This window comes from Exiguobacterium sp. s48, assembly GCF_018617395.1.
GTDB lineage: Bacteria > Bacillota > Bacilli > Exiguobacteriales > Exiguobacteriaceae > Exiguobacterium.
The window spans coordinates 788,731-809,157 of record NZ_JACSKC010000001.1 but is presented as its reverse complement, the minus strand read 5'-3'; the positions used below and the strand labels follow the sequence as shown (position 1 = coordinate 809,157).

General features: G+C 48.2%; 18 protein-coding genes and 1 riboswitch. Of the genes, 14 read left to right on the top strand and 4 right to left on the bottom strand.

Annotation, left to right across the window (positions count from 1 at the left end):
* Nucleotides 1-105, top strand: a riboswitch (SAM riboswitch).
* A 72-nt stretch (nt 106-177) separates the two neighbouring features.
* From KNO66_RS04160 to KNO66_RS04150, 3 genes are read left to right on the top strand one after another with little or no spacing between them, the layout of a single operon-like run.
* Nucleotides 178-999: a MetQ/NlpA family ABC transporter substrate-binding protein gene (locus KNO66_RS04160; RefSeq protein ID WP_214740706.1), complete on the top strand. Its 822-nt coding sequence runs from the start codon at nt 178-180 to the stop codon at nt 997-999.
* Between the two features lie 11 nt (nt 1,000-1,010).
* Nucleotides 1,011-2,045 (top strand): methionine ABC transporter ATP-binding protein, encoded by a 1,035-nt coding sequence (locus KNO66_RS04155; RefSeq protein WP_214740704.1) that lies wholly within the window; start codon nt 1,011-1,013, stop codon nt 2,043-2,045.
* Nucleotides 2,017-2,679: a methionine ABC transporter permease gene (locus KNO66_RS04150; protein ID WP_012726344.1), complete on the top strand. Its 663-nt coding sequence runs from the start codon at nt 2,017-2,019 to the stop codon at nt 2,677-2,679. The genes KNO66_RS04155 and KNO66_RS04150 overlap by 29 nt, the downstream gene beginning before the upstream one ends.
* 29 nt (nt 2,680-2,708) lie before the next feature.
* On the opposite strand, the gene KNO66_RS04145 is transcribed toward KNO66_RS04150, so the two are convergent.
* Nucleotides 2,709-3,104: a Spx/MgsR family RNA polymerase-binding regulatory protein gene (locus KNO66_RS04145; RefSeq protein WP_012726343.1), complete on the bottom strand. Its 396-nt coding sequence runs from the start codon at nt 3,102-3,104 to the stop codon at nt 2,709-2,711.
* A gap of 161 nt (nt 3,105-3,265) precedes the next feature.
* Between KNO66_RS04145 and KNO66_RS04140 the strand changes: the two genes are divergently transcribed.
* The 5 genes from KNO66_RS04140 to KNO66_RS04120 all read left to right on the top strand — a co-directional run bounded on the left by KNO66_RS04140 (nt 3,266) and on the right by KNO66_RS04120 (nt 8,659).
* Nucleotides 3,266-3,649 (top strand): DUF302 domain-containing protein, encoded by a 384-nt coding sequence (locus KNO66_RS04140; RefSeq protein ID WP_214740702.1) that lies wholly within the window; start codon nt 3,266-3,268, stop codon nt 3,647-3,649.
* 117 nt (nt 3,650-3,766) lie between these two features.
* Nucleotides 3,767-5,044 (top strand): hypothetical protein, encoded by a 1,278-nt coding sequence (locus tag KNO66_RS04135; RefSeq protein ID WP_214740701.1) that lies wholly within the window; start codon nt 3,767-3,769, stop codon nt 5,042-5,044.
* Nucleotides 5,045-5,103: 59 nt separating this feature from the next.
* The gene (locus tag KNO66_RS04130; protein ID WP_251128053.1) at nt 5,104-6,297 is read left to right on the top strand and encodes a hypothetical protein; all 1,194 of its coding nucleotides are present in this window, start codon (nt 5,104-5,106) and stop codon (nt 6,295-6,297) included.
* Nucleotides 6,294-7,595, top strand: coding sequence for an outer membrane protein assembly factor BamD (locus KNO66_RS04125; protein ID WP_214740697.1), 1,302 nt, complete (start codon nt 6,294-6,296; stop codon nt 7,593-7,595). The genes KNO66_RS04130 and KNO66_RS04125 overlap by 4 nt, the downstream gene beginning before the upstream one ends.
* Before the next feature lie 158 nt (nt 7,596-7,753).
* The gene (locus KNO66_RS04120) at nt 7,754-8,659 is read left to right on the top strand and encodes a methyl-accepting chemotaxis protein (RefSeq protein ID WP_214740694.1); all 906 of its coding nucleotides are present in this window, start codon (nt 7,754-7,756) and stop codon (nt 8,657-8,659) included.
* Nucleotides 8,660-8,680: 21 nt separating this feature from the next.
* Here the strand turns inward: KNO66_RS04120 and KNO66_RS04115 are convergent, their stop codons facing one another.
* A complete protein-coding gene (locus KNO66_RS04115) occupies nt 8,681-9,334 on the bottom strand; it encodes a M48 family metallopeptidase (protein ID WP_214740692.1) in 654 nt (217 codons plus the stop codon).
* A gap of 115 nt (nt 9,335-9,449) precedes the next feature.
* On the opposite strand from KNO66_RS04115, the gene KNO66_RS04110 reads away from it, so the two are divergent.
* Genes KNO66_RS04110 through KNO66_RS04100 form a run of 3 tightly spaced genes read left to right on the top strand, consistent with a single transcriptional unit; the run spans nt 9,450 to nt 13,024 of the window.
* On the top strand, nt 9,450-10,622 hold the full coding sequence (locus tag KNO66_RS04110; RefSeq protein WP_214740690.1) for a MalY/PatB family protein: 1,173 nt from the start codon (nt 9,450-9,452) through the stop codon (nt 10,620-10,622).
* A gap of 54 nt (nt 10,623-10,676) precedes the next feature.
* Nucleotides 10,677-11,888, top strand: a complete 1,212-nt coding sequence (locus tag KNO66_RS04105; protein WP_214740688.1) for a hypothetical protein — start codon at nt 10,677-10,679, stop codon at nt 11,886-11,888.
* Entirely contained in the window at nt 11,885-13,024 is a 1,140-nt protein-coding gene (locus KNO66_RS04100) for a hypothetical protein (protein ID WP_214740686.1), read from the top strand. Before KNO66_RS04105 ends, KNO66_RS04100 begins: the two co-directional genes overlap by 4 nt.
* Nucleotides 13,025-13,087: 63 nt before the next feature.
* Here the strand turns inward: KNO66_RS04100 and KNO66_RS04095 are convergent, their stop codons facing one another.
* Entirely contained in the window at nt 13,088-14,101 is a 1,014-nt protein-coding gene (locus KNO66_RS04095; RefSeq protein WP_214740685.1) for a tyrosine-type recombinase/integrase, read from the bottom strand.
* Between the two features lie 15 nt (nt 14,102-14,116).
* Nucleotides 14,117-15,160 (bottom strand): GGDEF domain-containing protein, encoded by a 1,044-nt coding sequence (locus KNO66_RS04090; RefSeq protein WP_214740683.1) that lies wholly within the window; start codon nt 15,158-15,160, stop codon nt 14,117-14,119.
* A 341-nt stretch (nt 15,161-15,501) separates the two neighbouring features.
* Between KNO66_RS04090 and KNO66_RS04085 the strand changes: the two genes are divergently transcribed.
* The 3 genes from KNO66_RS04085 to parC all read left to right on the top strand — a co-directional run bounded on the left by KNO66_RS04085 (nt 15,502) and on the right by parC (nt 20,408).
* A complete protein-coding gene (locus KNO66_RS04085) occupies nt 15,502-15,906 on the top strand; it encodes a CoA-binding protein (RefSeq protein ID WP_214740681.1) in 405 nt (134 codons plus the stop codon).
* A gap of 126 nt (nt 15,907-16,032) precedes the next feature.
* Nucleotides 16,033-18,000 (top strand): DNA topoisomerase IV subunit B, encoded by a 1,968-nt coding sequence (gene parE / locus KNO66_RS04080; RefSeq protein WP_214742372.1) that lies wholly within the window; start codon nt 16,033-16,035, stop codon nt 17,998-18,000.
* Between the two features lie 2 nt (nt 18,001-18,002).
* Entirely contained in the window at nt 18,003-20,408 is a 2,406-nt protein-coding gene (parC, locus tag KNO66_RS04075) for a DNA topoisomerase IV subunit A (protein WP_214740680.1), read from the top strand.
* The last annotated feature ends 19 nt before the right edge of the window (nt 20,409-20,427 follow it).

The window sequence follows — 20,427 nt, the reverse complement described above, 5'->3', positions numbered from 1 at the left end:
TGCTTATCAAGAGTGGTGGAGGGACTGGCCCGATGAAACCCGGCAACCAGATCAGGAATGATCATGGTGCTAATTCCAACAGACGAGACGTCTGGGAGATGAGCGTGTCCGACTTTCACGTGTCGTGCCCGCCGCTCTTTATGAGTAGCGGGCTTTCATTTGGAGGAGGAATCATTCATGAACATCAAACAAAAAACCATTTTGGCAGGTACATCTATCCTTGCGGCCATCGCACTCTCAGCGTGCGGACAATCCGAGGCGAGCGAGACGCTCAGCACGAAAGAGCTGACGATCGGCGTCACTGGTGGACCACACGAACAGATCGCCGAGAGAGTACAGGAGCTCGCAAAAAAGGATGGGCTTGAAATCGATATCAAAGTGTTCAATGACTACAACACGCCGAACACCGCTCTCGATGAAGGAAGTCTCGACTTGAACAGCTACCAGACGCTCTCGTTCCTCGAACTGCAAAAAGCGGACAAGGGGTATAAGATTGACGACGTCTTCAAGACGGTCGCTTTCCCGATGGGGCTCTATTCAGAGAAATTGACGGATATCAAGGACTTAAAGGAAGGCGATAAAGTGGCCGTCCCGAACGACCCGGCGAATGAGCTCCGTGCGTTACGACTATATGAAACGGCTGGGCTCATCACATTAAAAGAAGGATTGACGGATAAAGCAACGAAGCGCGACATTGCTGAGAATCCGCTCAACCTCGAATTTATTGAACTCGAAGCATCCCAACTGCCGACGCAACTCCCGGAAGTGGCACTCGCAGCCATCAACACGAACTTCGCGATGGGAGCGGGTCTATCTATTAATGAAGATGCCCTCTTCCATGAAAATACGGTCGACAACCCGTATCCGAACTACGTCGTCGTCCGTTCAGCCAATAAAGAAGATGAAGTCGTGAAGACGCTCGAGTCTTACTATCATTCAGATGAAGTACGTGCCTTTATCGAAGAAGAATTCAATGGTTCGGTCGTGCCGGCGTTTTGAGGAGGGGTCTTATGATTGAACTGAAACAGATCACCAAGGAGTTCAAGGTCAACGGAGACACAATCACGGCACTTGATGATGTCTCCCTCACGATTGAGAGAGGAGAAATCTTCGGAATCATCGGGCGAAGTGGTGCCGGCAAGAGTACGCTCATCCGGATGATCAATCTCTTGGAGCGTCCGACATCAGGGGTTGTCGAGATCGAAGGACAAGATATCACGCTCCTCAAAAAGAAAGGGCTGTCGACGTTACGCCAGCGAATCGGTATGATCTTTCAGCACTACAACTTGCTGAAGACTGCGACCGTCGAAGAAAATGTCGCCATCCCACTGCGTCTCGAAGGTCTCGCGAAACAGGTCATCCGAGAACGGGTCGACCGCTATCTCCAAATCGTCGGACTGAGCGAACATCGGAACCATTATCCTGAACAATTGTCAGGTGGACAAAAACAACGCGTCGCCATTGCGCGAGCGCTCGCCCACGAGCCAGACATTCTCCTCAGTGATGAGGCGACAAGTGCACTCGACCCTGAGACGACCGAGTCGATTTTAGAGTTACTGCTCGAAATCAATCGAGAGCTCGGATTGACGATTTTCTTGATCACGCATGAGATGGAAGTCATCGAACGAATCTGTGACCGGGTCGCCGTCATCGATCGTGGCCAAATCATTGAGCAAGGACACGTACTAGACGTCTTCTCCAATCCGTCACACGAGACGACCCAGAAGTTTTTAAAGACGAACCTCGACGTGCCGGAAGAAGTCGTCTCTGATCTCCAGACCCGGGGAACGCTCGTCCACTTGTCGTTCATCGGCAGTCAGACGGAACAAGCAGTCCTGGCACAATTGACCAAACGATTCGGTATCCTCCCGAACATCATCGGAGGCGGGATAAAAAAATTAAAGGCGGGTCTCGTCGGAAATTTGCTCGTCCATCTTGATGGGGACCAAGATCAAACAGAACTCGCCGTCCGTTATTTGAAAACGAGCGGCGTACATGTGAGGGAGGTGTCAAACCATGCAACAGTTTTGGACAGACTGGGGTGACTTAATCTGGACGGGAACGGTCCAAACCTTGACGATGACGAGTATCGCTCTTTTGATTTCGACCTTGATCGGATTGCCGCTCGGGACGTTGCTCGTATTGACAAGACCGAACGGAAGACTCGCCAACCGATTCGTCTATGGTGGCTTATCGAGCGTCATCAACGTCATCCGTTCCATTCCGTTCATCATTCTCTTGTTTTTCATCTTGCCGTTCACACGATTCATCATGGGGACGACAATCGGCGTGCAGGGCGTCTTGCTCCCCTTGATCGTCTTCACGGCACCGTATATCGCGCGACTCATGGAGTCGGCACTGCTCGAAGTCGACCGCGGGGTCATCGAGGCGTATGAAGCGATGGGCATCTCGACGAGAAAAATCATCTGGTACGTCCTCATCCGTGAAGCACGTTCTTCCATCGTTCTCGGATTGACGATTGCGACAATCGGGTTGATTGGAGCGACGGCCATGGCGGGACTCGTCGGGGCAGGAGGACTTGGCGACATCGCCTATCAATATGGACATCTCCGCTTTGAACCGGAGGTCATGTACGTGACCATTTTCGTCCTCATCCTCCTCGTACAGTCCATCCAATCCTTCGGGAATCGACTGGCGGCAAAGTTAAAAAAGGCATAAAAAGAATCGTGTCGCGAATGCGGCACGATTTATGCGTTATGGAGCAAACGCTTCAGTTCAGCGATGCGGTCATGTCTCGGGATGAACGTCCGAATCTCTTTTTCACTAAACCCGACCTGAATGCGGTGATGATCGAAGACGATCGGACTTTTCAGGATTTGAGGATTCGAGGCGACGAAGCTATATAGCTCACGTATCGACATTTCGTCGAGTTTCTCTGCCGCTTGTTTATAAACACTCTTTTGTACCGACAACAAATCGGTCGTCCCATTTTCAGTCAGACTCAACATTTCTTTAAACTCTCCAAAGGATAATCCTTGGTCTGTCAATTTCTTTTCGATGAAGGGAATCTTTTGTTCCCGCAACCAATCAATCGTTTTTCTGGAAGAACTGCAGCTCGTATGCGTGAATACCGTGACCGTCACGACAACCACTTCTCCTTTACATCAGTTTGGTTCTAACTATTATCTCCTTTTATACGTTACGTATCGTGATTATGTTTCAAATCACATACAGTTTCTTTTTGATTGAGGACGACTTCGTTCGGGTACAGATTTCATGAGTAACCACATAAGGAGGAATGAAGATGTTTGATTATACTGTACAATCTGACCGTACCGTCGAGGACGTGATCGACCGACTCAACGAATCACTGAAAGAAGAGTCATTTGGTGTATTGTGGGACTTTGATTTGAGTGAGACACTCGAGAAAAAAGGACAGGGGATTGATGGGAAGTATCGCATCTTAGAAGTATGCAATCCGAAGGCGGCAAAAGAAGTATTGTCGCATCATTTAGAAGGAGGGTACTTCCTCCCTTGTAAAATCGCAGTATTCGAAAAAGGCGACCACACCCAAATCGGTATGCCGAAACCGACAGAATTGATTCGCCTCATCGATGACGAATCGTTACACGACATCGCTTTAGACGTCGAATCTAGATTGAAACGTGCCATCGACCAAAGTAAATGATTGTTCTACCATCCGCTCATGAAACGTGAGCGGATTTTTTTACGTATAGGATAGTTAGATAATGGTAAAATTGGAATGGGCAAAGGAGGAGATGAAGTGTTCGAACGAGGGATACTTATGATGATCGGTGTATCACTGCTCAGTGCATGTGGGACATCAGACATAGATGTTATTCAAATGGATTACATAGAAGATCAGTGGAGTGTGGAAAGCTATTCAAAAGAAGGGGAAATGATTGAAGTCCATGAGACGAAAGAAGTATTAGCTGCATGTGAGGGGGAGCGTGCAACCGAATTAAAGGGTGACATCACAGTATATCAAACGGCGATTGCAGGGAGAACCGAACCTGTTTCAGCCATGATCCCATATACGATGAAAGTCGTGACGTACTTAGAAGGTGACGAACGGTATGTCGTATGTCGTGAAAGTTACACCAATCAATTGATGGCGGAAGTGATTGACTCGTTTCCAGACTTTGTGAATACAAGTGATGGAATTCGACTTCCACAACTCCCAAGTATTCATCAGACATCTTCCGCACTACAAGATGAGTTAGTAGAAGCAGAAGGGTTGGACATCGACGGGAAGCCCATCACCCCGTTCCCGCATACGTTACTGGAAATCGAACCAGCACTCTACGGCGAACTTGAAATAGAACTTGGTGGCAAGGCGATTCGTTATCCAATTGCGCAGTTCGAACCACGAGGATTTGAGATGCCGAATCAACAGATTGCCATCGGATATGATAAAAAGACGTTTCGTCCATATATTCTCTACTCGTTTGATGGTCAATTTTTCATGCCTCAACCGATCGAGTTTGAAGAGTTAGAGGACCCTGAGTCAAAAGAGAATACCGTCTTTTCCGAGTTAGAAATCAAGACTGTCGCTACAGCTCGTGAACTGAACGAAGGAGAGGAAATTCCTTTCTACACTTTCTCGTATCTGAAAAAAGGGAGACGTGTGACCGAAACGATGACGATCCGTTTCGTTCCCGGGACGTTGCTAAAAGACGGTGAAGAACCTGACCCGATGTTTGAAGATTGGTTGCCTGTTGAAGAAGCTGGGCCAAGGGCGATCGTTCATCGCCAACCATATGATGGAGAGTCAATGGATTTCGCAGAGTATAGTGAGGCAACAAAAGATGAATCTGAAGAATTGTTCGATATGATCAATGAAGCAGAACCCGTCGACCGCTACGGAGATGTTTCAGATTTTCGATATTTGACTTTAACGGATGGGTGGAAAGGACAAGTGTTCGAAATCAGTTATCAAAAACGTTCGAAAAAAATCGATATTTATTTAACGGACCCGCTCCGCAATCAAACATTTAAATTATCGAGCGAAGGAGCGGAATCGTTCTTAGACATATTTCCGCGCCTTAAGGAAACATTATGAAGCGAATCCTTTTACTCATTTGTTGTGTAGGTTTATTGACAGGTTGCGGTGACGAGGAAATGGATGTCGTAAAGCTAGATTACATATCAGAAAACTGGAATGTGAAAGATCTTCAATCAGGTCATATGGATGCCAAGTCGGTGATGTGGACTCCTGATTTACTCGATGCGTGTTCCGGGAATGCAATCTCACGAATCGAAGAGGACGTCACCGTCTATCGCTCGTATGAATTGAATCGAAAATTCGACGATGCATATAAAATCGTGATGTATATGAAAGGAGATCAACCATACACCGTTTGCTATGACAGTGCTTCAGAGCAAATAAGGGCGGAAGAGATAGATGAATTCCCTTACTTCGTTCATACGGAAGAAGGGACCGACATCTTGAGTACGCCAACGATTCGCACGGGTACACATGAAGAATTGAAACAAATGGAACAGAAAGACGAAGGTCATTACTATCCTGCGCCCGTCCGTCTCCTCGAGGGGACGATGATTCATGTGACACCCCCATTATATGGCCAAATCGATTTAACGATTGGAGACCAACAAGGACTGTTCCCCATTTCTCATCTAGATCCGTTTAGTGCCCAATCGGAAGAAGTGGGAATCGCGCTTGGGTATGACGAACAATCGAAAGAAGCATATTTTTATTATGAGAAAGAAGATGGATTGACGACCATACTTCCTTTAGTCGTGTGGAATGAAAAAGAGCACAAACATGAGCCGATTCAATTCGAAGGGCTACAAGTAGAACAGGTACTTCGGGAAGACATTCTTGAACCGGGTGTCAAGACGCCTCTCTACACGTTCTCCTTCATTGAAGATGGGAAACGTGTGAATGAGGAGATCCGTTTAACTTATTTGAATGGTGAATTTTCGACACATGATCCTGTTCAAAACGCGAGCGATTCAAATGGTCCATTCGTTTATGTTCATGAGAAGCCATTAAACGGTGCAATCGATATTCAGTATCCAAACGTTCTAACGGCTGAAGAGAACGACATATCTGATTTGATGGGCGCAATCAAGGATGCTACACCTGTCAAACGTGCTGGAGAAGTGAATCACTATTCGAGCCTTACCATCATTGACGGATGGATGGGTCAGGAATTTCAATTAAGCTTTAAGAAGCGATCCAAGAAAATCGATATCTATCTGACGGATTCACTTCGGAGTCAAACATTTAAATTATCAAGTGAAGGAGCAGAACGATTCTTGGAGATATTTCCGGAGTATATAAAGTCATGATGAAACGAATGGTATTGATGTTATGTACAGTCGTGCTTTTAACAGGGTGTGGTAGTGAAAAGAAGGATGTCGTGCAGCTAGACTATATGCCCGAGCAATGGAACGTGAACGATTTATATGCGAACCAGATGGATACGGACTCAGAGACATGGTCGACTGCGATTCTCGGCGCTTGTACGGGTGAACCGCTCCCTCAGATTGAGGGGGATGTGACGGTTTTCAATTCATATGCGGTGAGTCGGAAAGTCATGATATCAGATTATGACCCGAGCTCATATAAATTGGTGACTTTCTTGAAAGGAAAAGAAAATTACACGATTTGCTACGACGGTGACTATTCCAACATGAGGTTAGGAAAGATTGATGAACTTCCCGATTTTCTTGACTTGACATCCGGTGTGGAGGTTCCGAGCATCCCGAGTATTGAAGTCGGGACAAGAGAGGAAGAAGAGATTGTGGAGCAGAGTGATTCATCAGAATACCTCGGTATGCCCATCAACTTATTTGAAGACACGATGGTTCATTTGACTTCTCCTTTGAATGGAGCGATTGCATTAACGGTTGGTAATCAGGAAGGAATCTTTCCTATCTCCTTCATTGAGCCATATAATGCGCAAATGGGAACCGCTAAGATTGCGCTTGGATATAATGACAAATTGAAAGCAGCCCATTTTTACTTCGAGACAGAGAACGGGACTCCATCCATTCAACCGTTCCTTGTGTTAAATGAGAAGGAATGGGCACATGAACCCATCCAGTTCGAAGAGTTGCAAGTCGAACGTGTTCTTCAGACGGATACATTAGAGCCAAACGTTAAGACGCCTCTTTATACTTTCTCATACATGAAAAATGGAAAGCGTGTGAATGAAGAAGTCAGCTTGACGTACACGAAAGGCGAGTTTGCCACGGAAGAGTCCATTAAAGAAACAACTGAAGCAGGACTCATTGCCAATCCTTCAGTGCCGCGCGGTCCGTTCGTCTTTGTCCATAAATCATCACTAGACGATGCGACAACGCTTGATTATCCGGACGCATTACGTGCGGCAGGCATCAACATGTCTGATTTGATGAACGCATTTGAGGAGGCAGAACCGGTGAATCGAGCTGGGGAAGTGGGGGACTATCCGCTCCTCACCATCATCGATGGATGGAAAGGGCAGGAGTTTCAATTAAGCTTCAAGAAGCGGTCCAAAAAGATAGACGTCTATGTGACGGATGAATCAAGCAATCAAACGTTCAAACTGAGTAGTGCGGGAGCGGAAACATTCTTCTCCTATTTTCCGGACTTGCGAGAATGAAAGGCGCCCATTGGTGCCTTTTCATATGCTAAATACTTCAAAAACAAGATATTGACCTTCTGTATAAAAAGAGAGTAATGGTATGTTATAGGATACGTTACACTGAAATTCACGATTTAGTACGAACATCCTAGGAATAAGAAAGGTTGCTATCTATAATGAGTACTTTGAACCAAAAAGAAATTCAATCTGCAGACGTTTTTCAATCCATTGAAATGAATATGGCGATGATTCGATTCGATCGTCAACGCCGGGTCGTCGATGTGAACGATACGTTTGCGAAAGCAATGAAATACAGACGCGAGGAGATGATTGGCATGCAGCATCACTTTTTCTGCCCTTCTTCCTTTGTCAATAGTCCAGAATATTCGGCATTTTGGGATAAATTATGGAGTGGTTTCAGTTTCTCGGATAAAGTGGAACGATTGAATGCAAAAGGGGAGACGATTTGGCTAGAAGCAACGTACATGCCGATCCTAGAAGGGGAAGAGGTCGTCGGTGTCGTCAAGATTGCCTCGGATATCACCGAACGTCAAGAAGTGATCAAAGATTATGCCAGTCGATTCAAATTGATGACCGATGTGCTCGACGATAAGGCGAAGACAGGGATGAATGACACGAAAGTGTTACATGCAACGATTGAGCGGCTCGCCGAGGATGCAGCGAACAACTTGCACGCTCTCCATCAGCTTCGGCGCCAAGCTGAAGATATCAACAAGATCGCGTCGTCAATCAAAGCAATCGCCGCTCAAACGAATCTATTGTCCCTCAATGCTGCCATCGAAGCGGCACGGGCTGGAGAACACGGACTTGGATTCAATGTCGTAGCGACGGAAGTTCGGAACCTCTCCCGGATGGTCGAGCGTGCGGTTGTCGACGTCAACTCAAACACAGAAGCCATGAATGTTGAACTCCAAAAAATTGTCGATGGGGTCACGCAGTCCAATCGAGAGATTCAGTTGAGCGCCGAGACGATGGAACAGACGATGGACCGTTTCCATACGTTCGAACAGGCAGCCGCAGAACTACATGAGACGGCGGAAACGTTTACGTCAAACCTTTAAACCGACCGGCCCATTATAGGGTCAATCGGTTTTTTTGAATTGTAATGCATGTCCATTTTGTTTTAACCAAGCTTTCGCAAAATCCACTTCTGGATAAATGGTACGACACGTGTTCCAAAACGAGGCAGAGTGATCGAAATGAACGAGATGCGTCCATTCGTGAGCGATGACATAGTCCATGATTTTTTTCGGGGCCAACATGAGTCGGACGTTGATGGAGATGGTTCCATTCGAACTACATGATCCCCACCGTGTCCTTTGATGACCAATCCGAATCTTTTTCGCTTTAACATCCAATAATCTTTCGTAAGTCGGTGCCTGGTTGATTACATATTCTAGCGCGCGTTCACGTAGCCATGTCTCATAATGTTTAGCCAGGGCGTTTTCGTCCCATCTCTTCGGAACGAAAAATGAGGAACCGTCAAATCGGAGAGTCGTGCCATCATCTATTTGGGTCGGATAGTTTTTCCCATGAAAAACGAGCCCCTCATCGAGAACGGACGTCTGTCGAGGGAGCTTTTGCGATATCTCATGAATCCATGTGTCGTGCTCTTCTAGTATGCGGTCGACGACACGTTTAGACAAACGTGCTGGAATACGTAGCTCGATGCCGTTTGGCGTGACATAAAATGCGGCTTTTTTTCTTCGTTTGTTAGGGATGACGGTAACACGCATTGACGTGCCTCCTTTCTTATCTCGATCGAGTATAACGAAGTCGGCAAAAAACTGCCATGCTTTTTTAGCACGCAGGTGAATCAACTTTGATACAGTAAGAGAAGGAGGGATGAACATGAAATCAATTTTACAACAACAACTTGAACGAACAGGTACGAATTCGGTGAAGTGGGATGGATTGAATCGGTGGTTCCATCTGTCAGAAGAGGTGTTGCCGCTATGGGTAGCGGATATTGATATTCGTACCGCGCCATCCATTTCTGAGGCGCTCGCCGCAAAAGCCGCTCAAGGGGAATTTGGCTACACCTTGTTTGCACCTGAAGCGCAGGACGCGGTGTCTTCTTGGTATGGACGTCGCCATGGTTTGGATGTTGACCCGAACCATGTTTTATTCTCAAGTGGGGTCGTCCCCGCGTTGACACATATCGTCGAGGCGTTGACCGAAGAGGGGGAAGGGGTTGTCATCCAGTCACCCGTCTACCCGCCGTTCCATGAACTCGTCGTCGGTTCGAAGCGTCAGGTATTGGATGCCCCGTTAAAGAAAATCGATGAACGATATGAGATGGACTTCGTCGCACTCGAAGATGCGATGAAACAAGCGAAGCTCTTCTTGCTTTGCTCCCCGCATAATCCGGTCGGTCGTGTCTGGACAAAAACAGAACTAGAGAAGGTCGTGGAACTAGCGAATCAATATGATGTCATCGTTGTCGCCGATGAGATTCATGCAGATTTGACGTTCCCGTCTCATAAACATACCGCTATCGGCTCACTCGACCCTCGCGTCATCACGGTGAGTGCGCCATCGAAAGCATTCAATATCGCTGGTTTATTTGCATCCTACATCATATGTCCGGTCGATGACTGGCGGAAACAGATTACGAAAGTACAGAACAAACATCACGTCCTCCCGACACCGTTCGCGAATACGGCCATCATCGCGGCCTATACCGACAAACGTGCGGAGCAATGGCTCGATCAGTTGCGGGAAGAGCTTGAGCAACAGATGAACGACGTGATCGACTCGATCGAATCAACTATGCCGATGCTTCATACGGCACGTCCTGAGGCGAGCTATTTATTGTGGATCGACTTTTCGGAGCTTCCGATGTCTGCCGAGGAGCGGAAGTCGTGGCTCCATCAGGATGTCCGGATTTTCTTGTCTCCTGGAAGTCCGTTCGGACCTCATGGTGACACGTTCGAGCGAATGAATATCGGGACACGTCGTGAACTATTGGATGAGGCGATTCGACGTCTGAACACGCAAATGAAACGAAAGGCGTTTGTGTAAATCGAGAATCGGGAAAAAATTCTCAATGAGATGAAGAGAAAGCGAGTGGATAGGATGGAGTCAATCAATTGGAAGAAAAAGATGGAGGAGCAGTTGCGGCGCAGTGGTTTCACGTTGCAAGTCGAAAATATGTCCAATATCCGCTTGACTGAGATTCATGCGAGCTCTTCTCCGTTGATCTCTTATCCGCTCCGTGTCCGTCTCTATGAGCGGATGGGTTGGCTGATGTGTACGGTCGATTCACCTGCGCTCGATCGAAATGAGGATCACCCGCTTTTCGAACGCATGGTGACGGCCGTTTTCGAACGGATCGTTCGACACCTATATAACGGATATGGGTTCCATGTGTTGACATTTATCGGGGACACGGGGAATTATATCGCCCCGAAAGATTCAGAAACCGGTGAAGTCGTCCGTCTCATCGCACATCTCTGGAATGACCGTTCCTACATCCACCTTGATACGTTCGAAGAGTATCCAGCTCTTTATGTGACGCCCCCATGGGCTCATCAAGCTTATGCGGTTGAAAGCACCGATGAAGAATGGGTCATATATGCAGGAAGAGGGGGGCGCCCGTCAACCGATTACCGGGCAGATGGTGTGGAACTAAAACCACATCGACTCGCTGATGGTGAGCTCTTCTTTCCAATTGATCGAATCTCGAAGGACAAAGGGACGCTTGCCCTAGCCGAATGGCTACGACTCGAACGACGAGAAGTCGAGGACTTTATGATGTCGTTTATGCAGACGATTCGGAAGTTCGATCCATCCTTTGGGTTCGCCTGGGGCGGTACGGAAACCTTCTTTCATGGTGTTCCGGTCGAACCGTATGCTCAAGTCCTTCGACTCGAGACCGGCAAACGACGATATCGTGTCATGAATAACACGGCAAAACGATTATTTGCCGTATCAAATGACCCAAACGAATGTTTAAAAGAAGTGAGTCGGACACTCGGGACGATTACACTTCCTGAACGGCGTGTGTCGGCACTCGGGCAATTGATTATGGGAATCTGGCAACAATTTGAAACGGATGAGGAAACCTACATTCAAGAAGTAGCATTCCGCGACATTTCTAAATTCCAAATGGAAGAGAAAATCGGACATGCCCTCGCGAATCAACAACGGATTCGCTGGATTGAGAAAAGCCATCCGCATCAATTGGTGATTGAATATGCACATCTTCGTATCACGTTCCCGAAACGACCACCTGGGCTTGTTACAGTCGAACCCGCTGAATCTGGAATCGAGAGAGGTGCCTTATGAGAATCGTTGATGCACGAACCTTACCCATCGATCACGAAGATGTGATTGCGGTTACATCGTCTTCTTTATATTTCCGAAAGAAAGAGGAGCGTACGTCTTTCTCACTCTTTCGCTATGATGAAGAAGATGGAGCAATCACGCAATTGAATCGTCGGGTATACGAAGATTACGGGTACCCCAAACTGTTCGTCGATGGGGACGTGGTTTACTTTTTAAACGAGATTCCGGAAAGTGAAGGTGTCATTAAAACAGAGCTGATTGCTTTCTCGTACAAGGCAGGCAAAGAAGAAGTGATCACGACGTTCGATAAGAGAGGCAACAGTACGTTATTTTGGGTTCTCGACAATCGTTACTTCCTCTTTTTGACGGCGTTTGAGTCATCGGATGAGGCATGGCTATATGATCGGGTGACGGGACAACGTGAACGAATCCGAGACGAACGATTGGTCGGGAAGACGGAACGCTTCCGTGAGCTTTATCTGTTCACAACGACGTTCAAAGGGGTCTCCTATATCGTCTGTAATGCGCGACTTGATGAATTCGATTACTACGATGCACTCGACAATGGTCGAATCTCACCGGACGATCCGATCGATCACTCAGAGGCGCTACTGATTTGTCCACTCAAGGAAGCGGTCGAAGCGGTTTGGGATCAACGAGAAGAATTGCCATTCGATGATATTCTTCGCTTGCAAGGTGAAGGGGACACCGTTCAATATTTAGGCGAGAATGACGGACTTCTCCGCTTCTCTGCTTTCGTGGATGCGTTGAATGAGGAGGTCATTTACGACTTGACGGCACCGGATGTCTTACATGAAGTATCCGTCGTCGATTGGGGAGCCTATGAACCGCTTGATTTCACCTATGACGATGTCGGTTCGACTATCTTTATTAAAATAGATGAGAGCGACATGCATACGGAAGTCATCGACATTGCGACAGGGGCCCGTTACATTGACGTGGAACCGTTCGAACGTGTCATTGGACGACGGTACCTTGTTCATGAATTTACGGAAGATTTGACGAGCAGTGTCGTGATGTTCGATTTAGAAACGGAAGAGCGACATGCATATGATAATGCCTATTACATGGTCATCGACGATACTATTCTGGTATTGTCAATGTCTAACACATAAATATAACCACCATCCGTTTTTTTGGATGGTGGTTATATTTGGATTATTAGTTTACATAACATATTACTGTAAACCTGATATCGCATGTTTTTTTCGTTCATCTCCGATATGGGCATATACTTGTGTCGTGGCTACGGATTCATGGCCGAGTAATTGCTGGATCGTCAATACGTCGACACCGCTCATGGCGAGTCGTGAAGCGAATGTGTGTCGAAGTTTATGCGGCGTCACTTGCTTATATGTCAAAAAGGGGAGATACGGTTTCAAGCGGTCGATATGTCCCTTAAGCAAATGCTGAACCGTTCGCACTGCAATCCGTCTACCGTTCTCATTCTGAAATAGCGCACCGTCTTTCGAATGTTGTCGGAAATCAATCAATAGAGGATGAAGCGGTCCGGCAATCGGGATCACCCGCTCCTTGTTTCCTTTTCCGATCACGCGAATCGTCTCTGTTTCGAGGTCGATATCGGACCAGCTGAGGCCGACGAGCTCAGAAACGCGCATACCCGTAAGTCCAAGCAGTTGAATAATCAAAAAGTCTCGGGTACGATTTGCCTCATAACGACTAGCCTCCCGATTCGTCATACCGACGTTGCTCCGAACAAGTGTCGAGAAATCGAGCCATTCTGACTCTGTCAGATAGACCGGGTTACGTTTGGCTCGTTTTGGTCGTTCTACTGTCTGAAAAGGATTCACCGTCGCTTGATTGGTCTCAATCAAGTAATTGAAGAGTGATTGTAACGTCGATAGTTTTCGATTGATGACGCTTGGTGCGTTCTCTAGTTCAAGTGCGAGATAGGAAGCGTATGCCTCTGCTCCGGCATGATCGAGCTCGGTGAATGACGCTAAGTCGATCGTATCCGGTTCGAGTTCGGTTCCACTCACATGCTCGACCCAGCGAAAGAAGTCTAATACATCGTACACGTAACGTTGGGCTGTCTGTTTGGAATAGTGTTTTGCAGCTAAGTGATGAAAGAACTGTTGGATAAATGTCGGCAATCGGTGCAGTCCGTTCAACTCGAAACGCTTCGTCGTTGTCGGTGTCTGCCGTTGTCCAAGTTGGCGGAATATACTCATTTATGTCTCCTTTCTTTACGTGTATCTGACTTGATTCTTGCCATTTCGTTTTCCCTCGCGGAGAGCGTCATCTGCTTCTTTGACGATTTCTGCGACTGTATCGAAGTCATGTCGGATCGCCAGACCAAACGTCATTGTCACATGAAGACGCTGACCTTCGTAAAAAAAGCTCGTGGCTTCGATTGTTCGCCTTATCCGTTCGATCGACTCATAAAAGTTTCCAGATGGGTCGGTTAAGAAAAGCAGAAACTCTTCTCCTCCCCAGCGGACCGTAATCCCGTCACAATCGGACAGGATAGATGCGACTTGTTGGAGCACACGGTCCCCACAATCATGCCCATACGTCTCGTTGAATGATTTGAATCGATCGATATCACCGAGGGCAATCGCATACGGAATATGTTCACGGGCAGCTCTGTCAATCGCTTCTGCAACCTGTTCTTGTCCGATTTTACGATTCAAGAGTCCGGTCAATCCGTCCGTGGATGCGAGGATTTGTAGTCGTTCATTCGATAGTTCTAATTCATCCGTCACTTCGACGACGGCTGACTCAAAAATGAACGAGAGACCGGCAATCATCATGACGGTCGATAGGATACAAAAGAGACCGAGTGCCTGTTCGAAGCTTGCTGATATTGTCACTTGTCCATCCGATACGAAGATGAAAAGGATACTGTAGATCACCATCGCGAGGAGGGTAGCCAGGATCCGTTGCGTTTTCGTCACGCTTGGCATGAAAAAAACACCGTATGCCATCATGAGGATGAAATAATGCATGTTGACTCCCCATCCGAGGATGAACGTCGAAATCATTGCATTATAGACAACTTCAATAAAGAGTCCAGTAAAGAAAATTCCGTACCATCGTTTATGTACAAAGTAAAAGGAAATCGTGTAGTAGATGATACTCAATCCGTTTGATAAGAATAAGGAAGTCACGTCTAATCGCCAAAATAAGATGCAAAATAAAAAGTGAACCATCCAGGCGATCGCGTTTCCGTAAAAGGTAATGCGCTCATTGTAAAGTGTTCCGCGTCGGGATTCATAAATTGTTCCCATCTCACACCTCCCTTCTTTTAGTATATCGAAAGAGAGACTGATTTTATATAAAAGTCACCAAAAACCGAACCGAAAAACGCTTTTAATTCGCTTCTTATATTGCGTGAAATAGATATTTCACGCAATGTTCATGAGTTGCATGATTGTTTATAAATCGAGTGGTTAATCAACTAATAAATTTTATCGCGAAATAAAAGGTAGACGATAATTTGTTATGTAAACCATATTGATTTGTCTTGAAATTGTAATGTTGGGTCATTATACCTTATGATGAAAATAGGACTTGAAACAGGAAGGAATGTAACGTTACACTGTAAACGTAAACCAAAGGGGGATTTTGGATGGATGATCAGCGTTTGAAGCAACTTTTGTCTGAAGCGAAGACCATCGCGGTCGTCGGCGTGTCCGACAACCCGAACAAGACGGCCAACCAGATTGCAGAGTATCTACTACGCGTCGGCTATACCGTCATCCCTGTCAACCCGATGCTCGAACAATGGAACGGTCGCAAGGCGTATCCGTCCGTCGAGAGCATCCCGGGTAGAATCGATATTGTCGACGTGTTCCGTCGCAGCGAATTTTTAGCAGGTGTCGCGGAAGACGCGGTACGACATGGGGATGTCGGGCTCGTCTTCAACCAGCTCGGTCTCTCAAGTCCAGAGGCGGAGCAAATCGTGCGCGATGCCGGACTCGACTACGTTGAGAATCGCTGCCTGTACGTGGAGCATGCTCGTCTACTCGGATAAGACCTACCTCCTTGGTAGGTCTCCTTTTTTTCAGCAACGCCTGACATGGGAGGCTTGCCAGAATCGATGAACAGCTATACAATAGGAAAGAAAAACGAACGTGTGTTCGAAATTGAGGTGACTGCTATGTCAACAGATCTATTTAATTACAATGAAGACGCCATTCAGGTGCTCGAAGGACTCACGGCCGTACGAAAACGACCGGGGATGTACATCGGGTCAACCGACCATCGCGGACTTCACCATCTCGTCTATGAAATCGTCGACAACGCGATCGATGAGGCGCTCGCCGGTTTCGGTGGTCAAATCGATGTGACGATCCACAAGGACGACGCGATCACGGTCCGTGACCATGGTCGTGGTATGCCGACGGGGATGCATGCCTCTGGGAAACCGACCCCAGAAGTCATCTTCACGGTCCTTCACGCAGGAGGGAAGTTTGGACAAGGTGGCTATAAGACATCGGGCGGACTCCACGGTGTCGGTGCTTCTGTCGTCAACGCCCTTTCAAGCAAGGTCGTCGTGACGATTCACCGTGACGGCAAGGTGTTCGAACAGACATTTGCGGACGGTGGTGTGCCTCAAACAACCTTGATTGAGACAGGCAAGACACGTCAGACCGGGACGAGCGTCTATTTCAAACCGGATGCAACGATTTTCTCGACGACGACGTATAATTATGACACGCTCGCCGAACGCCTCCGTGAATCAGCTTTCCTCTTAAAAGGATTGACGATCTCACTCACGGACGAGCGTACCGATAAACAAGACACGTTCCATTACGAGGATGGAATCGCCGAATTCGTTCAGTACTTAAATGACGACAAGGCGACGCTCCACCCGATCGTCTATTTCGAAGGGACGGAGAACGAGATTGAGATCGAGCTCGCCTTCCAGTTCACGGACGCCTATTCCGAGAACGTCCTCTCATTCGTCAACAACGTCCGGACGCGTGACGGTGGAACGCATGAGGTCGGCGCTAAGACGGCGATGACCCGGATCATGAATGAATATGCGCGTAAGAACGGACTGCTCAAAGAGAAGGATAAGAACCTAGACGGCGGTGATGTTCGTGAAGGACTCACGCTCATCGTCTCGGTCCGAATCCCGGAGGAGTTCCTCCAGTTTGAGGGACAGACGAAATCGAAACTCGGCTCCCCGGAGGCGCGTGCGAGTGCCGATAGCGTCATGGCGAAGCAACTGACGATCTTCCTAGAGGAGAACCCGCAGATGGCCACGATGCTCATCAAAAAGGCGATTCGCGCGGCACAGGCTCGCGAGGCGGCACGTAAGGCACGTGAAGAGGCACGTAACGGCAAGAAAAAGAAACGTTCGAGTATCTTGAACGGGAAACTGACGCCGGCGACGTCGAAAAATGCCGCAAAGAACGAACTGTTCCTCGTCGAGGGGGACTCGGCCGGTGGTTCCGCCAAACAAGGGCGTGACCGGACGTTCCAAGCCATCCTTCCGTTACGCGGAAAAGTCATCAACTCGGAGAAGTCAAAACTCCAGGACATCATGAAGAATGAAGAAATCAACACGATCATCCATGCGATTGGTGCCGGGGTCGGTCACGATTTCGACTTGGACGACTGTAACTTCGATAAGATTATCATCATGACGGATGCCGATACAGATGGCGCGCATATCCAAGTGCTCCTTCTCACATTCTTCTTCCGTTATATGCGTCCACTCGTTGAGGCGGGCCGTGTGTTCGTCGCCTTGCCACCGCTCTATCGCATCTCAAAAGGGAAAGGCAAGTCCGAGCAATTTGACTATGCCTGGGATGAAGAGGCGCTCGAGAAGCTCGTCAAGGTGTATAAGAAAGGCTATATCCTCCAGCGCTACAAAGGTCTCGGTGAGATGAATGCGGATCAATTATGGGAGACGACGATGAACCCGGATACGCGTACACTCATCCGTGTCACAGTCGACGATGCGGCTGTCGCGGACAAGCGTGTCTCGGTCTTGATGGGTGACAACGTCACCCACCGCCGTGAATGGATTGAGGAGAACGTCGCCTTCGGACTCCAAGAAGATGATTCGATCATCGCCAATGAACATGTGACTAAAGCGATTGAGGAAGTGATGTAACGATGTCGACGATTCAACACATTTTAAACTTATCTCTCGAACAGGTCGTAGGTGACCGGTTCGGGCGTTATTCGAAATATATTATCCAAGACCGTGCCTTACCGGATGCTCGTGACGGGCTCAAGCCCGTACAGCGCCGGATTCTATATGCGATGCACCATGAGGGAAATACGAACGACAAGCCGTACCGGAAGTCCGCCAAGACGGTAGGGAACGTCATCGGGAACTATCACCCACACGGTGACTCGTCTGTCTATGAGGCGATGGTACGCCTATCGCAAGATTGGAAATTACGCTATCCGCTCATCGACATGCATGGGAACAACGGATCGATGGACGGTGACCCGGCAGCGGCCATGCGTTATACGGAAGCGCGTCTCTCGAAGATTGCAGGAGTCATGCTGACGTCGATTGCGAAGAACACGGTCGACTATACGCCAAACTTTGACGACTCGACTGAAGAGCCGCTCGTCTTGCCGTCGCTCCTCCCGAACTTGCTCATGAACGGGACGACTGGGATCTCAGCCGGTTATGCGACAGAAATCCCACCGCATAACTTGACGGAAGTCCTCAACCTCGCCATCGCACGCCTGAAGGGTCAGGTCGCTACGGCAAAAGACGCCCTCGAGTATGTCACGGGTCCCGACTTCCCGACTGGTGGGACGGTCATGGGGAAAGACGGTATCCTCAAGGCGTTCGAGACCGGTAAAGGGAAGGTCATCATCCGGGCGAAGTCCGAGATTGAGCAATTAAAAGGTGGACGTGAACAGATCACGATCACCGAACTCCCGTATGAAGTGAACAAGGCGAACCTCGTCAAAAAGATGGAAGAGCTCCGTCTCGACAAAAAAGTCGAAGGCGTCGCGGAAGTCCGTGATGAGACGGACCGGACCGGCCTTCGGGTCGTCATCGAATTGAAGAAAGAAGCGGACGCAGAAGGTGTCCTTCACTTCTTCTTGAAGCATACGGACCTACAGCTCGCCTATAACTACAATATGGTCTCCATCGTGAACCGGACACCGAAACAGATGGGAATCATCCCAATCATCGACGCCTATTTGAAGCACGTCGAAGAGGTGGTGACACGCCGGACAACGTTCGAGCTCGAACAGGCGAAAAAACGCGCTGAAATCGTCGATGCTTTAGAACAAGCCATCTCGGTTCTCGATGAGACGCTCGAATTGATTCGTTCCGCAAAAGACAAAGCGGATGCGAAGAAGAAACTGATGGAGCGGTTCTCATTCACGGAACGTCAGGCCGAAGCCGTCGTCATGCTCCAATTGTATCGACTTACGAACACAGACATCGTCGAGTTGCAAAAAGAAGCGAAGTCTCTACAGAAAGAAATTATTCGTCTCTCGAACATCCTCGAGGTGGATTCGACGAAACGGAAGTTGATCGTGAAGGAGCTCACGGCGCTCCGTGATGAATTCGGCGATGACCGTCGCTCGGTCATCGAATCGGAAGTCGAAGAATTGAAACTGAAGACCGAAGTCATGATCGCCGTCGAGGAGACGATGGTATTCGTCAGTCGTGACGGGTATGTCAAACGTGCCTCGATGCGCTCGTATGGCGCGTCTAGTGACGTCTTGCCCGAGATGAAGGAAAAAGACCGTCCGCTTCTCACGACACAGGCGATGACGACAGACCACTTGCTCGTCTGGACGAACAAGGGCAGCTATCTCCTCGTCCCAATCCATCAGATCCCAGAATCGAAATGGAAGGATGCCGGACAGCACGTCGCCAACCTCGTCCCGATCGAAGGGGAACAGGTCATCTCGGCAGACGTCGTCTCGACGTTCGAGACAGATGCCCACTGCCTCTTCGTGACGAAAGACGGGATGGTTAAACGTACGCCGTTACGAGACTATGACGCGCAGCGGAAATCGAAACCGCTCATGGCCTTGAAACTAAAAGGTGACGATGAGGTCGTTTTCGCAGGGATCAGTGACGGTCCTGGGCAGTTGTTCCTCGTCTCAGAACGTGGCTACGGCCTCTGGTTCAAAGAGGATGATGTCCCGGTCGTCGGACAGCGGGCAGCCGGTGTGAAGGCGATGAACTTGAAAGACGGTGACGTTGTCGCCGATGCCTTCTCCTTCTTTACGCCACCGTTGTTCGTCCTCGTGACGCAACGAGGAGCGGTCAAGAAGATGAAGCTCGAAGACCAGTTCGATTGTACGAACCGCAACCTTCGCGGTACGATGCTCATTCGTGAGGTAAAATCTAAACCGCACCAAATCCGACGTGTACTCCCGGTACATGGGGATGAGACATTGCATATCGTCGGGAAAGAGAAGGCAAAAGAAGTGAGTACGAAGAGTCTGACGCTACTTGATCGCTATGCCAACGGGTCATTCGTCTTTGACGAGGACTCATTTGGTGAGATTGAGGACGTCTATCTCGATTAACGAAGTGAAAAAAGACCTA